This window comes from Acinetobacter sp. TAC-1, assembly GCF_029025845.1.
Lineage (GTDB): Bacteria > Pseudomonadota > Gammaproteobacteria > Pseudomonadales > Moraxellaceae > Acinetobacter > Acinetobacter guillouiae.
On record NZ_CP118892.1, the window covers coordinates 1,987,841 to 2,001,849 of the forward strand.

Below are 14,009 nucleotides of genomic sequence, written 5' to 3' on the forward strand. Positions count from 1 at the left end.
TAATGCTAAAAAGCAAATTTATATGTTTAGTCTAAAGACTTAAAACTTCTATGTCTGCATATTGCCAAATTTTATCTGCACTCATTTGATATATTTCATCTAAAAATGCGACATTAAAGCTTCCAACAGCTTGGGCTTTTTCAAAAGCCAGTTTTCCTGCAATCGCAAAATGGATATGTGCAGAGATTGTTGCAATCGTGGCTGTTGTGACTGCACTATACGCAGCAATTAATGCCCCTAAAGCGCAACCTGTTGCCGTGACTTTAGGCTGTAAATAGCTTCCACCATTGACCTGAATCACGCTATTGAGCTGTTTAGAAAGGATAAAGTCAGATTCACCAGAAATTGCAACACATTCGGTATGGGTTAAAAGTGCTAAAGCCTGTAAATACACTTCATTGCTTGACACAGTACTGTCTACACCTTTGGATTCAACTTGATTACCTGCAAGTGCACTGATCTCTGAGGCATTACCACGAATAACAGTCGGTTTAAGCAAAACCAATTGATCAACCATTTCACTGCGCCATTTGAGAAATGCACCATAACCAACAGGGTCGAGAACCCACGGTGTATTTTTACTTGCTACAGTTTGTGCTGAAATTTGCATGGCCTGCATTTGTTCAGAGGTCGGCGTTCCCACATTGATACTTAATGCCGCAGTAATAGAAGCAAAGCTTTCCGCCTCAAATGGGTTATCAATCATCGCAGGTGAAGCCCCAGCAGCCAATAAGACGTTGGCTGCATAATTTGCTGCAACACTGTTGGTAATACACTGTACTAAGGGCTGTTGAGTTTGTAACTCAGTCCAAGCATCCACAACTTTTTGTAAAATGACATCAGTGTGGGTATGAAGTTGATCCGTTTGAGAATGTGTAATATTTTCAGGATGATTCATAAATGCTCCTTACTGAGTAAAATAGTGGTCTTGGTGTTTGCAACTGCGACAAAATAATGTCACATAATTTTGTGCATCATACTCAACCGTTAATTCGTTTGAGCCACAATACATACAGCGCTTTTGTGAATAGAAATTTAAGCGTGGTTCAATCTTTTTCCAAGATTTCCACACAGGTTGAAAGAAGATACCTTCATCGTAGCCCAAAAACCGATAAAACAGTATTTCACTCATCCTACTCAATGGAATATTTGGTGGGCGTGGTAGGGTTGATGTTTCCCATTTTTCAGCAATTGCACGTTCTCGATATTGTTGCACTGTTTTCTTGAGAATATTGGTATTAATAAAGTTTTCGTTACGAACTTGTAGCGCCTTTTTTTGATATAGATATTCAAGTGCAGTCTGAATGAGATAGAAAATTTGTCCAACAGCCAATGTGTCGAGTAGGTGATAACAGAAGATTTGGAAGTTTTTATTGCCCGAAATCTGGATACCCCACGTGCGGCAATAATGTTGGGTAAACTGTACAATTTCTTGATACAGCACAACATAGAGTGCATTTTTGACTTCTTCGGATGTTTTAAATGGGATACCTTGGCTTAGATTTTCATAGAACCAGTGGCGTAGTTGTGTTGCGATACTAAACATACTCGGTTCGGAATAACCATCCAAACGGACATTGATATAGTATTGATGTGCATCATCACTAAAATCTTTGGCAACAAAAACATTGTCTTTAATCAGTTGATTGAGAAGTTGACTTTGAAAATAGTAATTGGGGGTAATGGGATGATATTTAATCACTTCCCAATCAATAAACTCTTGATGGTTGGTATTTTCATGCACCTGATTGTCTACAATACTCAGTAAAAATAATTTATGTAAAAAACTGAGCTGGTCTAAACCTAATTCAAAATTATCTTTTTTCTTTAGCTTACGAGTTTCTTGCAAGCGAGTTTCTTTAATCAGTTTACGCCGTTTGCTTTGGCATGTTTCACAATGACAGTTGCGTTGATTGTTTTGAAAAACTTGATGATTGCAATGGCTACATTGGTGAAAACTGACTTCTTTCTCAAATTCTTCAGCTTCAACATAATACATACTTGCCTGACAAAGTGGGCAAAATGTACTTTCATCCAGCTGTTTTTGCAGAATTTGAAGCATAGAGATAAATATATAAATTATTAAGGACTTTTCATTATACACATCTATATAGATGAAAGCTGATTGCTTAAAATGAATGTATTATAAAATATACATATTCGATGATGATTGAACCCATTGTATGATTATTCAATGATATTCAAAGACTAAATCTCAACGATTGAATCCAGTTGAGTGCAAGTTTAGATGTTTTGGAATGGGATCATTTTTTAATCTTTCCATCTGGACTGTACTTAGAATGCCGTTATGGTATTTTCTTGCTCAAAGCACTTAAAAATATTCAAATTGATCCGATCGAGAACCGTTATATAGCGCGCCTCGTTGCGTCAAAACATATTGACCATTCAGAATTATTGCAGGATAAAATAGCGCAGTCTGGTTTACATTATTATTTTGAAAAGCAAATATTTGTAATCCCTTTGCAAAAGTAACAATGTGGGGCTTTGGGGAAATCAAGCTTGCATGGTTTAGTAGTTTATATGGTTTAAATGCGGTAAATAGAACGTATCTATTGATTCTATTTACCGATAAAAGGTGATTTAAACAATAATCCTAACGCTTAGCTGCCTTAATAAGCAGCAGGGCACGGTAATTCAGAATCCTCAAAATGCTCCATTTTAGCCTGAAGCAATGCCTTGGCTTTTTTAGCTGGAACTTTGTGCTGTCCTAACATTTCATATTGTTTTAAAAGCGCAGTCACTTCACTGGTTTTTAAAGGAATGCCTTCACAAGTCATAAACATCGCAATAACCTGATGATCTAACTTCGCTTTATCCAGCATTTGCATCGTTTTAATGTTTTCAACACGGACTATATGGTCTTTAAAAATCATGTTGCACCTCATTTTTTGTTGAGTATTTTTATTGTGCGATATACACAACATTAAACAAGCAAAAACTGTGCTCAAAATGTAGTCGCTTTGAAAAAAGTGTAATGTTGTGCATCGTGGGGTTTAATGCTTTATCGTGCGCCTACTGGTTGGTATAAGCCATTTCCTCTACCAATCTCTGCTTGATAGATGGGTATCCATGGCGCAAAGAATATATTTTGTTTCCATTCATTTAGCACATTGAAACCATTGCGTGCAATCGCAATACGATGTTGTACATTGGCCAGATTGGTTGCGGTGAATGGTGCGCGTATAATTAGATAGGGGGTGAAAATTAATTTAAATTTATTGATGCCCACAAAAATATCACCACGTAAGCCTAAGTTCTCTAAACTCAGCGAGAGCATAAAATCATTAAGTTTAGCAAAATCACGCATTAATGGCTTATCCCACATCGGTTGTAAAATTTTCTCCTGTTCATGAATGCCAAAGCTAATGGCTGCATTTGTAGCCAGTTTTTTAAATTTTGATGAATAAATACCTGATCTAAGCGCTTCTTCATCCGCGATTTTTTGTAATTGAAACGCTTGTGTCAGGGTAGATCCATAGCCAGTCAGTTGTTGTGCTAACACCACAGCATCATAGTGTTGATGCATAATACTGAGTCCACCAATATCTGCCATCACATTGGCTTGCCCATTAATTAATTCATTATTGGCTTGGGCAATGGTGGACTGTAATGTTGGTACATTCATCCCCGCAATAATGATGTTTTGATCATTGGTGACATTTAAGGGATCTAAAGCATTGGACAATGAGAAGGTTAATGCGTACGTTGAACGGACATCATTGGCTACAAAAATCCCCAGATTTGGCCAGAAGAATTTTGGGTTATTACGACTGAGTGCATCGTAATACATCAAAATAAAGGCATTGGTTGCCAGCACTATTTTTTGTTGTGACTGGTTGCCATAAGTATTTATCGCCAATTGTTTGACCGTAGAAAATTGTTGACGAATTTTGCTACGAATATTTTCGTATTGTTGAATGGTGGAGGTGATAGACGGGTCGTATAAAGAGGTTTGATTATTGGCAATGTTGTAAAGTTGCTGGTACAGATTTTTTTCAGATGTGTTGAGGTTACGTTGTGCCATATTGGCGTTCATATTATAGGCAAGTTTTGACAGTTGTGCAGGACTCGCTTGAGTGGCATAGCTGGTTGCTGCCATTGTTTGTGTGGCATAAGGTACGACAAAAGCAGTTGTAATACCGATGATACATCTCGTTAATATTGCTTTAAATCTGGATATGGTTTTCTTATTCATGGGGAACATCCTGTTAATTTGTTTTTTTGAATTATGCTTATTTTGAATGTGTGCTATTCAAAGGGTATAGGGTCTGCTGATAATTCGTCTATGTTTGCGACTACGTGTGTTTTTTAGGTGATACTAGGCGCGAAATACGAAATTTAGTCATTCTAAATAAGTAGTTCGTAACGACGTAGCGGCAAAAAACACACTAGTCCCGAAGGGTTGTGGCTAAAATTATCTCAGCCTACGTTATGAAACTCGAAAATAGTCTCGCTATTCTCTTCATTTCCTGCCTTGTCTGCTCAATTTTAACCTACAACGCAAGCCATTTATGAAATGTCAACAGACCCTAGTTATAAATAAGAAAAAATAATTTTAAAATGTGCGTTTAGGACAAGCAGATGAATGGTTTTTCCAATAAATGATAAAATTATGTGATAAGTAAAATGAATATAGTTTCATTATAAAAATCAGAACAAATCGCCATTGTCATAAAACTGTCATCACGACATTGCATAGTGCAATAAATTTTACATATTTTTGACATAAGAGTAGAGCAATATGGCTTTTAAATACGGCGTTGCTGCATTAGCTTTAATGCTAAGCGGATCAGTTTTTGCAGCAGTCACCTTATCTGCGCCAGAAGAAATTGTAGTATTGGCGGTGAACGATCAAGAAGTGAATTCAGGTTTAATCCGTAAAAAGAATGAATATAAAGTCGATGCAGGTCAAGTTGCGGTAAGTGTTCGTTATCAGCAATATTTTGAACATTTAAATGGTGAACATGACATTTTAAAATCGGGTGTGGTTACAGTGACAGCGCCAGATTTAAAAGATGGTCAAACTTATAAAATTGCTTTAGTGAATCCGCCTCAGCGTTTTGAAGATGCAAAAAAATATGCAGAACAACCAACGATTGCGATTTATGACAATAAAAACCGTCTCGTGGTGCAACAGACTGGTGTAAATACTGAAGCGAAGCCTTGGTTAGGTTCTGGTTTATTTGGCAAAGTGATTGATTTAACTTCAAGTAAAAAAGCGCCAGTAAATCAACCCGCAGCTGTATATGCAACAACGACAAGCCAATCACCAGCAGCAACCACAGTTAGCAAGACCACTCAAACTGTGAGTGACGCCAATTCAGCAGATCGCCAATTGATTCAAATCTGGCAAAATGCAAGCAAGGCGGAACGTCAGAAGTTTATGACTTGGTTAGCTGAGCAATAATTTTAAGTATATGTAAAAGACCATTTCGATGGTCTTTTTTTGTGTTATAACAAAGTGTGTTTTTGAAAAAAAGAATAAAATGTTTGAAAGTTTTTTGATCTCAGATGATTTTCTTTATACAGCAGCGATCATTTTTACCGTTATTGGTTTATTTGCTTTTAGTTGGATTCCATATCGAGCTTATTGTATTACAGCACAACTCATTCAAAATAAATCTAATATTTTCCATTTTCTAGCTTTCTTTGCTAGTTTAGGTATTTTATATATCTGGTCAATCTCATTTTATAAGCTGATCTTTAAATGTATTGCGGGAACTGTCCAAATGCATTGTTCGGCTAGTCGAAGTGGGGAATTGCTAATTCTCATTGAGGTTGCTTTATCACTGGTCATTTTTGAATTGGTCTTACTTATCTTCAATTTTTTAAAAAGCAAACTGTATGCAGCTTAATTTTAGAACAGCACAAATATCTGACATTACAAATTTAGTTGATCTGATTAATTCTGCTTATCGACAACAAGAAGGTCGTAGTTGGACGAGTGAGTCAGAGATTGTCACGGGAGATCGAATCAATGCCAAGCAATTAGAACAAGCCTTGGCTCAGGATAATTTTCAGTTATTTGTTGCTGAATTGGATGAGCAAATTGTCGCATGTATTGGTTTGACTTTTACCCAACATGATGTGGAAATCGGCACATTTTGTATTGCATCTACATTACAAAATCAAGGTATTGGCAAATATGTTTTAGATTTTGTTGAACAGTATGTTCATAACAAAGTTCTATCCAACCATTGCCATTTTACGCATTTCGTTATGTGGGTTTTAAGTGTACGTCATGAATTGATTGCTTATTATCAGCGCCGTGGCTATGTACAAACGGGTGTAGTGGAGGATTATCCTTTAAATGCAAATGTAGGCATACCTGTTGTAGATTTGCATTTAATCGAAATGAGAAAGAGTGTTACGAGTAGCATTTCATCCAATTAAAATAAAACCCTGAATAAATCAGGGTTTTATTGTTTCAAATTTTGGACTTAGCTAAAGAACCAAGTGTAATAGCCCCACAGCATGAGTGGCCATGCGACATAGGGGCTAAATAACCATTTCCATAACCAAAACTGTGGTAGAAATCCGACCCCATGTATAAAGCCACCTGAAATACCAATCATCACCATCATGAGCGCACTATGGTTATAGTGGCCATTGGCATCAAGCATTGCCCCAGGGTGAATTAACAATACCGCAGCAAGAGGCAATGCCATCAAAAACGAAATGGCCATTGCAAACTTATTCGGCTTTCTTTGTTTTGTTGTCATTGCGATCTCTGTCATGGTTTATTCCTCATCCAAATCTTGATGATGTTCAATATAGAGTGCGCTTAAAACACCTGCAAAACACGCCATCAAGATCCCAAGAATCCAAGCGAAATACCACATAAATATTCTCCTATTTGCTTAGACACAGCCTTAGTACAGGCTGTGTGAGTTATCTTGAACATGTTTGTTGGTGATAACGCCCCACATTTTGTAATAACACCATGTGGTATAGATTAAAATAATTGGCACAAATATAGAAGCAACCACAGTCATTACTGTCAATGTATTCTTACTTGAAACCGCATCCCACATGGTTAAACTTACAGTTGGGTTAATGCTTGATGGCATTAAGAATGGGAACAGTGCAAAACCAGCAGTTAAAATTGAACCCGTCACCGCTAAGCTAGAACCTGTAAAGCTGACACCAGCTTTGTTTTTACCAGCACCAAAGATAATCAGGATTGCGCCAAGGATTGCAGAAATAGGTGCAAGCATGGTGATTGGGTAAATTGAATAGTTATTCATCCAACCATGGTTACCCGTTGTTAATACTTCTTTCGCAAGCGGATTGGCAACAGCATTGGTATTAAATGGTTGTACCAAAGTATATCCTTCGATGCCACCAAAATATAACCAAGCACCCACGCCCAAGAAGGTAACTAAGAAGAGAATACCCATCAATTGTGTTGCTTTAGCAGAACGTTGACGTAATACACCATCTGTACGCAGCATTAACCATGCGCCACCATGTGCACAAAGCATCGACAAACTTACAATACCGCAGACCAATGCAAATGGATTAAGCAGGGCAAAGAAGCTACCTGTATAAGTTGAACGTACAGTCTCATCTAAAGTAAACGGGACGCCCAAGAACATATTACCAAATGCAACTCCGAAAACCAGCGCAGGTACAGCACCACCGATACATAAGCCCCAATCCCAAGAATTACGCCATTGGGTATTTTGCAGTTTAGAGCGATAGTCAAAGCCAACAGGTCTAAGGAAGAGTGCAAATAAGACCAGTAAGAGCGCCCAATACATACCTGAGAAAGCCGTTGCATAAACCATAGGCCAAGCAGCAAATAGTGCGCCACCCGCAGTCACGAACCAAACTTGGTTGCCTTCCCAATGCGGTGCAATGGTGTTGATTGCTGCACGGCGTTCATCATCAGTTTTACCTACAAATGGCATCAGTGCCATTGAGCCCATATCGAAACCATCTGTGAGGGCAAAGCCAATCAGTAGAACACCGACTAAAACCCACCAGATAATTTTGAGAAGTTCATATTCGATCATGATTGATTCTCCCCAGTTTGAGCTTGCTGAGCTTCAAGTTTCTCGAAGTGATATTTACCTGTATGTAAAGAGCTTGGTCCTAAGCGTGAGAATTTGATCATTAAATACATTTCGATAATCAATAACACCGTATAGAACGCGGCTAATGCAATGATTGATCCCCATACATCGCCAGTGCTTAAACTTGAGGCAGAGAGATGTGTAGGAAGTACCTCACCAATAGTCCACGGTTGACGACCACCTTCTGCTACATACCAACCTGTTTGTGCTGCAATCCAAGGTAATGGCAGTGCAAACAATGCAAATTTAAGTAACCATGGTTTATTTTCTGCATTACGTTTTGCCACAGCAAATGTTGCAAGAATAAACAGGAGTAGCATCAAGAAACCAGAAGCGACCATTGCACGGAAAGAGAAGAACAATGCGGTTACATTTGGAATGGTATCTTTTGTTGCTGCTTGAATATGTGCTTCAGAAGCATCTGTTACATTTTCAGTATATTTTTTAAGAAGTAAGCCATAACCTAAATCTTTTTGGTTTTCTTTGAACGATGCCATAAGTTCAGGCGAACGGTCACCAGCACGAAGTTTTTCGAGTTCGCTATATGCCACCATACCATTACGGATACGTGCTTCATGTTGAACCATCAAATCTTTAAGCCCTGTGACTTCTTTATCGAGTGAACGTGTGGCAATAATACCCATTGCATACGGGATTTTTATGGCATAGTCAGTACGTTGTTCTTCCTGATTTGGAATACCAAATAAAGTAAATGGCGCAGGTGCTGGATGTGTTTCCCACTCAGACTCAATTGCAGCCAACTTGGTTTTTTGAACATCACCAAGCTCATAACCAGATTCATCACCCAATAAGATGACTGAAAGTGTAGATGCTAAACCAAAGATTGCAGCGATGGCGAAAGAGCGACGCGCAAATGGTAAATCACGTTTTTTCAATAAGTAATAGCTTGAAATGGCGAGAACAAAGATTGCACCAGTGACATAACCAGCAGACACCGTGTGAACAAATTTCACTTGAGCTACTGGGTTAAAAATCAAAGCACCAAAATCGACAAGTTCCATACGCATGGTTTCAAAATTAAATTCTGAACCGACAGGATTTTGCATCCAACCATTGGCAACTAAAATCCATAATGCGGATAAATTCGAACCCAGCGCAACTAACCATGTCACACTTAAATGTTGAACTTTTGAAAGGCGATCCCAGCCAAAGAAGAATAAACCAATAAAAGTTGATTCTAGAAAGAATGCCATCAATCCTTCAATGGCAAGTGGCGCACCAAAAATATCACCCACATAGTGAGAGTAGTACGCCCAGTTTGTACCGAACTGGAATTCCATGGTCAGACCAGTGGTTACACCTAAAGCAAAGTTAATACCGAAAAGTTTGCCCCAGAATTTGGTCATGTCTTTATAAATTTCTTTACCAGAAATCACATAAGTGGTTTCCATAATGGCAAGAATAAAAGCCAGACCTAGAGTAAGTGGTACAAATATAAAGTGATACATCGCGGTCATTGCAAATTGGAACCGCGAAAGATCGACCACGCTTTCAGAAATCATCAACGTGTCTCCTTGATTTGGGAAGGACTGCCAGCAATACGCTCAGCAACTTGGTTATCAAAATCTTTAGGAATAGTCGGTGCATCAAACCAGATATGTTTGATCGTCATTAAAAGGGCAATCTTAATTATTAATATGACTGCAATTTCTCTGACAAGCCGACGGTTTAAATCGTTAGGTTTTAAGCTCATGCGTTAAGCCTATTATTTAAATATGCTTATATTATTAAACAAAACGCAACAAGAAATAAATAGATAAAACAGTTAAAATAAAAATATATTATTAAGATGATATTAAACAATAACTTAAAAATTTGTTATGTTAAAAAATATACTAATTTTTATTCATTTTAAAGTTGATTAAAACACTTGTAATTAATAAAAATAAAACCTAGTAAAATAGTATTGTTTAGATTTTATTAAACCAACTAAATTAGTTTGAATTAAATTTGATGAAAAATTATTCCGATTAAAAAGGTTGGTTTAAATTTTTGTTGAGTTTATTATTTTAGAAAAATTCCAATTGAGTAACAAATATGGGGGGAACAATTATCGTGATTTATGCTTAAATTTTAGTCATAATTAAAAGTTAAAAGATGTTTCTATTTTGATAGTTGGGTATTTATTTGATTATGTACAACTTCATCTATATTTGGATTTTTGCTGAAGTTCAATGATTTAAATTCTTGTTCATTTTATCTAATAAGTTATAACTGATTGAGCTGAAAGGAAATCACCATGAAATGTTTAGTTGTTATTGCTCACCCTGTAACTGATAGTCTTTGTCAAAGCATGGCGAAGACCGCAATAGCGACTTTAATTGCCAATGGTCATGAAGTTGTGGTTGAAGATCTGTACGCCTCTGGTTTTTCACCCGCACTGACAGATGAGGAACGTCAAAGTTATTACAGTCCTACATTTGATCAAACAGCTGTCAAAGAGAATATAGATGATTTACTTTCCGCAGAAGCTTTAATACTGGTCTTTCCGACTTGGTGGTTTGGTTTTCCTGCAATACTGAAAGGCTGGTTTGATCGTATTTGGGCTCCTGGAGTTGCTTATGATCATGCAAACGATTTGGGTGCAATTCAACCTAAACTCGACAACCTAAAATACACATTGGCGATTACTTCATTGGGTTCAGCTTGGTGGGTAGATCGTTTGGTACTTTGGCAACCAGTAAAACGCATATTGAAAATCGCATTATTGAGTACCTGCGCACCAAAATGCCATTTTCAAATATTGTCACTGTATAAAGCTGAATCACTTACTCAAGCTCAAATTGCGTCATTTTGTGCACGGATTGAAGCTAAAATTGCAAGTTGGCCAAAATGAGGGCAAGTTATGATTAGATTCAGCTGGAGACGTAATAAAGGTATTGGACGTGCTCAACCGAGTCAGACTTTTAATACTGATCTGAACTAAATAGATGATTTGAGATCGAAATTTTCTTGGCAATATAATGTGATTTTCTAAAACGTATTAAGATGATTTGCGATTGAAATTCTAATTCACCAAATTCTGGTTCGACTTGGATATAGTGCAGTTGTCCATTTTCATCACGGACCCGTGCTTGAGCTGAAAACCCAGGTCGTGCATTACCACTAGAGACTGTGGCCAATCGTCCAAGCAAGTCAACTTGATTCAACGTAACTTTAGGTTTTATCACCTGATCCAAACAATGAATCATAAACACGGTAAAGAAGATTGCAATCACCAATGCGGGTAAAACTACATAATACCAAGCGGCAAATACTTGTTTGCTTGCAAAGATAGAGAGCTGTAAAAAATAGCCTGCAAAACTAAAATTCAATAATAAAAAAACGAAAATAAGTACTTTGGAAAATTTAACTTGTAACAGGGGCGACTCAATGAGCCAATCTGGTGAAATTTTTTTCAGAAAGGTACTTGGCCGTAAGCCGATATAGTAGCCAAAAGTTTCTGCCATACTCAGCAGAATTAAAGCCAAGACACTGAGGTGAAAGGGCATTAATTCATGTTCAAATAAGAATCCAAGCATGGCAGTTTCCAACCTTATTCGTCCTCGATGTAGATACCACCATCTGAATGGACTGAAATACTTACTTTTTCAAGTTTATCACCCAGACATGGTCCTGAAATACATTCACCTGTTTCAACTTCAAACAAAGCACCATGCGTCGAGCATTGAATATATTCGCCGTCTTGATCTAAAAACTGATTTTCCAGAAATTCCAGTTCAGTTTGTAGGTGAGGGCAGACATTTTGGTAGGCATAAAATGCGCCATCACGTTGAGTGATAAAAATGGTATCACCAGTCATTGTGTCAAACGCACGTGCCTTACGCTCTTCAATTTCATCGGTCATTGCAATTTTTTCAGACATTTATGCACATTCCTTTTTGAACGTTTCGAGTAGATTTGCGTATTCTGCAACGTCTAGGCGTGGTCCAAACTTAGACACCACTTCACTTGAAATAAGAATAGCAAGTTGTGCCGCGGTTTGTAAATTTTCACCATTGTTTAAAGCATATAAGAAAGCACCTGAGAATGCATCACCAGCACCATTTGCATCGACTGCATTTACTTTACGACCTTGAACATAAAAATGTTGTTTTTGATCTGCGACTAATGCACCTTTTTCACTGAGTGTAATCACCACATCAGTGCTTAGTGTTTTTAATTGATTCAGCGCAGCTTCTACAGAGTCAGTTTCTGTATACATCATGGCTTCTTGTTCATTACAGAAAATTAGATCTACACCATCATCGATTAATTCATTTAGACCTTGGCGTGCATATTGCACCATTGCCGGGTCAGATAGGGTTAATGCGATTTTAACCTTGTGATCTCGGGCGATTTGACGTGCTTGTTTTACGGCTGCGCGTGCTGAATCACTTGTAGACAAGTAACCTTCGATATATAACCATTGCGCTGTTTTTAAAGGTTCAAAATCCATTTGTAGATCTGAAAGTTCTGCGGTAATGCCGAGATAAGTTTGCATCGTACGTTCTGAGTCTTCACTGACCAGAACCATACATGTACCCGTAACACCTTCACTGATCGATTTTTTCGACGTTTTGATGCCTGCTTCATTTAAACCATCGAGATAAATTGTGCCTAGATCATCATTTCCCACACGGCATGCATAAAATGCTGAAGAACCTAATGCACTGAATGCCACTGTGGTATTGGCAGCTGAACCGCCAGATGCTTGACCTTTATAATTTTGGCTGGCTTTTAAATTATTATATAGCCGAGTTTGAGATTCACCATCTGCGAGTTGCATGGTGCCTTTTTGCAAATTTTGTTCAGCTAAAAAGAGATCTGATACTTTAAATTCTTGGTCAATGAGCGCGTTACCAATTGCAAAAAGGTCAACTGTAGCCATGTTCTTCATCACATCAATGTTAAAAACATAAAGTTTACACGAATGCTCAGCTTTACAGTAGTTTGTTGAAAAAATTTCAATTACATTTGTCAAATATGGTTTGTTGGAATTTTACAACTTGCTGGTGTGCTGAACAAAACCTGTTTTTGAGACGATTATTGCGTAGTTTAAGCCATTGTGTTGATCAGTGTGCGTGATTAAATTAGATTGTTTCAATGTGATTGATTGAGATCGCTCGGCTAGGTTTTGTTGAGAAATAAACATAGGCATTAAGTTAAAACTGTCTACAAACCCTAAACATATTGGAGGTTGAGTGAATATTTTAATTCAACAGGTAGATCAATTGCCTGCGCAAATTCAAGATTTAGCCGTAGTTGCTGAAAAAGAAGGGTTTCATTTTATTCAACGTTTGGTTGATGAGTTTCAGCAAGGCAGCAATAGATTTAATCGACATGGTGAATTTTTATTGGTTGCATTTGATGGAGATAAACTGGTTGCATGCGGTGGTTTAAATATTCAAATCAGTGAGGATGGTGATACAAAGCAGAACTCAGAAACTCAGCATAAAATTGGTCGGGTACGCCGTTTCTATGTATTGCCTGAATATCGCAAAACTGGATTGGGTAAAAGTTTATTGCTCGAACTTGAAAAAAGAGCAAAATCTAATTTTTCTGCATTGTGCTTAAGTAGTGAAAAAGATGCAGCGCCATTTTATCAAAAGCAAAATTATGTTTTTGTCTCAAATCACCCAAATTATAATTACTTTAAATATTTAATTTAGTGAATTTGGAAATCCCTTGGTCTATACCTCTAACTCTGAGTAACAGCATCATTTGAAAATGGTGCTGCTGAATTACAACGATAAGCTTTAAGGTTATGTTTATTTTTGGAAATGAATCCGTGTTGGTCTGCAAAAAAGTTTTCTTGATAAAAATACTAAAAAATAGCCTAAGCAATTCTTTTCTATAAAAATTCTCAAGCTACATCAGACATATATCCGCTTTTATGAAGTCTTGATA

The 14,009-nt window shown here is 37.4% G+C and carries 18 protein-coding genes; 6 read left to right on the top strand and 12 right to left on the bottom strand.

Annotated elements, in window-relative coordinates:
* Positions 1-31: 31 nt before the first annotated feature.
* Positions 32-898, bottom strand: coding sequence for a hydroxyethylthiazole kinase (thiM, locus tag PYV58_RS09225; RefSeq protein ID WP_034618096.1), 867 nt, complete (start codon positions 896-898; stop codon positions 32-34).
* A 9-nt stretch (positions 899-907) separates the two neighbouring features.
* Positions 908-2,062, bottom strand: coding sequence for a hypothetical protein (locus tag PYV58_RS09230; protein WP_034618097.1), 1,155 nt, complete (start codon positions 2,060-2,062; stop codon positions 908-910).
* Positions 2,063-2,232: 170 nt separating this feature from the next.
* On the opposite strand from PYV58_RS09230, the gene PYV58_RS09235 reads away from it, so the two are divergent.
* Positions 2,233-2,493, top strand: a complete 261-nt coding sequence (locus tag PYV58_RS09235; RefSeq protein WP_081407421.1) for a hypothetical protein — start codon at positions 2,233-2,235, stop codon at positions 2,491-2,493.
* A gap of 137 nt (positions 2,494-2,630) precedes the next feature.
* Here PYV58_RS09235 and PYV58_RS09240 read toward each other — a convergent pair whose 3' ends face one another.
* Both PYV58_RS09240 and PYV58_RS09245 read right to left on the bottom strand, forming a co-directional pair.
* Positions 2,631-2,894 carry a hypothetical protein gene (locus tag PYV58_RS09240; protein WP_004719666.1) on the bottom strand — a complete coding sequence of 88 codons (264 nt, stop codon included), beginning with the start codon at positions 2,892-2,894 and terminating at the stop codon, positions 2,631-2,633.
* Between the two features lie 128 nt (positions 2,895-3,022).
* Entirely contained in the window at positions 3,023-4,216 is a 1,194-nt protein-coding gene (locus PYV58_RS09245) for a hypothetical protein (RefSeq protein WP_034618098.1), read from the bottom strand.
* A 546-nt stretch (positions 4,217-4,762) separates the two neighbouring features.
* Here PYV58_RS09245 and PYV58_RS09250 point away from each other — a divergent pair.
* From PYV58_RS09250 to PYV58_RS09260, 3 genes are all read left to right on the top strand, one after another.
* Positions 4,763-5,428: a DUF2057 domain-containing protein gene (locus tag PYV58_RS09250; RefSeq protein ID WP_034613883.1), complete on the top strand. Its 666-nt coding sequence runs from the start codon at positions 4,763-4,765 to the stop codon at positions 5,426-5,428.
* A gap of 79 nt (positions 5,429-5,507) precedes the next feature.
* Positions 5,508-5,876: a hypothetical protein gene (locus PYV58_RS09255; protein WP_034613885.1), complete on the top strand. Its 369-nt coding sequence runs from the start codon at positions 5,508-5,510 to the stop codon at positions 5,874-5,876.
* Positions 5,866-6,414 carry a GNAT family N-acetyltransferase gene (locus PYV58_RS09260; RefSeq protein WP_034613887.1) on the top strand — a complete coding sequence of 183 codons (549 nt, stop codon included), beginning with the start codon at positions 5,866-5,868 and terminating at the stop codon, positions 6,412-6,414. Before PYV58_RS09255 ends, PYV58_RS09260 begins: the two co-directional genes overlap by 11 nt.
* Before the next feature lie 47 nt (positions 6,415-6,461).
* On the opposite strand, the gene PYV58_RS09265 is transcribed toward PYV58_RS09260, so the two are convergent.
* The 5 genes from PYV58_RS09265 to cydP are packed head-to-tail and all read right to left on the bottom strand — an operon-like array spanning position 6,462 to position 9,813.
* Positions 6,462-6,758 (bottom strand): cyd operon YbgE family protein, encoded by a 297-nt coding sequence (locus PYV58_RS09265; protein ID WP_004719673.1) that lies wholly within the window; start codon positions 6,756-6,758, stop codon positions 6,462-6,464.
* A 3-nt stretch (positions 6,759-6,761) separates the two neighbouring features.
* Positions 6,762-6,863: a cytochrome bd-I oxidase subunit CydX gene (cydX, locus tag PYV58_RS09270; RefSeq protein WP_002120988.1), complete on the bottom strand. Its 102-nt coding sequence runs from the start codon at positions 6,861-6,863 to the stop codon at positions 6,762-6,764.
* A 30-nt stretch (positions 6,864-6,893) separates the two neighbouring features.
* A complete protein-coding gene (gene cydB / locus PYV58_RS09275) occupies positions 6,894-8,039 on the bottom strand; it encodes a cytochrome d ubiquinol oxidase subunit II (protein ID WP_034613889.1) in 1,146 nt (381 codons plus the stop codon).
* A complete protein-coding gene (locus PYV58_RS09280) occupies positions 8,036-9,622 on the bottom strand; it encodes a cytochrome ubiquinol oxidase subunit I (RefSeq protein WP_004719676.1) in 1,587 nt (528 codons plus the stop codon). The genes cydB and PYV58_RS09280 overlap by 4 nt, the downstream gene beginning before the upstream one ends.
* Positions 9,622-9,813, bottom strand: coding sequence for a cytochrome oxidase putative small subunit CydP (gene cydP, locus PYV58_RS09285; protein WP_004719678.1), 192 nt, complete (start codon positions 9,811-9,813; stop codon positions 9,622-9,624). Before cydP ends, PYV58_RS09280 begins: the two co-directional genes overlap by 1 nt.
* A gap of 546 nt (positions 9,814-10,359) precedes the next feature.
* On the opposite strand from cydP, the gene PYV58_RS09290 reads away from it, so the two are divergent.
* Complete coding sequence (locus PYV58_RS09290) at positions 10,360-10,956, top strand: NAD(P)H-dependent oxidoreductase (RefSeq protein ID WP_034613892.1); 597 nt, start codon at positions 10,360-10,362, stop codon at positions 10,954-10,956.
* A gap of 70 nt (positions 10,957-11,026) precedes the next feature.
* On the opposite strand, the gene PYV58_RS09295 is transcribed toward PYV58_RS09290, so the two are convergent.
* From PYV58_RS09295 to PYV58_RS09305, 3 genes are read right to left on the bottom strand one after another with little or no spacing between them, the layout of a single operon-like run.
* Complete coding sequence (locus tag PYV58_RS09295; RefSeq protein WP_004822174.1) at positions 11,027-11,641, bottom strand: OB-fold-containig protein; 615 nt, start codon at positions 11,639-11,641, stop codon at positions 11,027-11,029.
* A 14-nt stretch (positions 11,642-11,655) separates the two neighbouring features.
* Entirely contained in the window at positions 11,656-11,967 is a 312-nt protein-coding gene (locus tag PYV58_RS09300; RefSeq protein ID WP_171077768.1) for a Rieske (2Fe-2S) protein, read from the bottom strand.
* 18 nt (positions 11,968-11,985) lie between these two features.
* Positions 11,986-12,990, bottom strand: coding sequence for an adenosine kinase (locus tag PYV58_RS09305; RefSeq protein WP_034613897.1), 1,005 nt, complete (start codon positions 12,988-12,990; stop codon positions 11,986-11,988).
* 313 nt (positions 12,991-13,303) lie between these two features.
* Here PYV58_RS09305 and PYV58_RS09310 point away from each other — a divergent pair, with 313 nt between their 5' ends.
* On the top strand, positions 13,304-13,771 hold the full coding sequence (locus PYV58_RS09310; protein ID WP_004822170.1) for a GNAT family N-acetyltransferase: 468 nt from the start codon (positions 13,304-13,306) through the stop codon (positions 13,769-13,771).
* Positions 13,772-14,009: the final 238 nt, after the last annotated feature.

Bases quoted from the DNA above. Each gene is read 5' to 3' on its own strand.
- PYV58_RS09260 (WP_034613887.1), top strand. From the start codon at position 5,866: ATGCAGCTTAATTTTAGAACAGCACAAATATCTGACATTACAAATTTA.
- PYV58_RS09295 (WP_004822174.1), bottom strand. From the start codon at position 11,641: ATGCTTGGATTCTTATTTGAACATGAATTAATGCCCTTTCACCTCAGT.
- PYV58_RS09240 (WP_004719666.1), bottom strand. From the start codon at position 2,894: ATGATTTTTAAAGACCATATAGTCCGTGTTGAAAACATTAAAACGATG.
- PYV58_RS09305 (WP_034613897.1), bottom strand. From the start codon at position 12,990: ATGGCTACAGTTGACCTTTTTGCAATTGGTAACGCGCTCATTGACCAA.
- cydP (WP_004719678.1), bottom strand. From the start codon at position 9,813: ATGAGCTTAAAACCTAACGATTTAAACCGTCGGCTTGTCAGAGAAATT.
- PYV58_RS09265 (WP_004719673.1), bottom strand. From the start codon at position 6,758: ATGACAGAGATCGCAATGACAACAAAACAAAGAAAGCCGAATAAGTTT.
- cydB (WP_034613889.1), bottom strand. From the start codon at position 8,039: ATGATCGAATATGAACTTCTCAAAATTATCTGGTGGGTTTTAGTCGGT.
- PYV58_RS09280 (WP_004719676.1), bottom strand. From the start codon at position 9,622: ATGATTTCTGAAAGCGTGGTCGATCTTTCGCGGTTCCAATTTGCAATG.
- PYV58_RS09290 (WP_034613892.1), top strand. From the start codon at position 10,360: ATGAAATGTTTAGTTGTTATTGCTCACCCTGTAACTGATAGTCTTTGT.
- PYV58_RS09300 (WP_171077768.1), bottom strand. From the start codon at position 11,967: ATGACCGATGAAATTGAAGAGCGTAAGGCACGTGCGTTTGACACAATG.
- cydX (WP_002120988.1), bottom strand. From the start codon at position 6,863: ATGTGGTATTTCGCTTGGATTCTTGGGATCTTGATGGCGTGTTTTGCA.
- PYV58_RS09245 (WP_034618098.1), bottom strand. From the start codon at position 4,216: ATGAATAAGAAAACCATATCCAGATTTAAAGCAATATTAACGAGATGT.
- PYV58_RS09250 (WP_034613883.1), top strand. From the start codon at position 4,763: ATGGCTTTTAAATACGGCGTTGCTGCATTAGCTTTAATGCTAAGCGGA.
- PYV58_RS09255 (WP_034613885.1), top strand. From the start codon at position 5,508: ATGTTTGAAAGTTTTTTGATCTCAGATGATTTTCTTTATACAGCAGCG.
- PYV58_RS09230 (WP_034618097.1), bottom strand. From the start codon at position 2,062: ATGCTTCAAATTCTGCAAAAACAGCTGGATGAAAGTACATTTTGCCCA.
- thiM (WP_034618096.1), bottom strand. From the start codon at position 898: ATGAATCATCCTGAAAATATTACACATTCTCAAACGGATCAACTTCAT.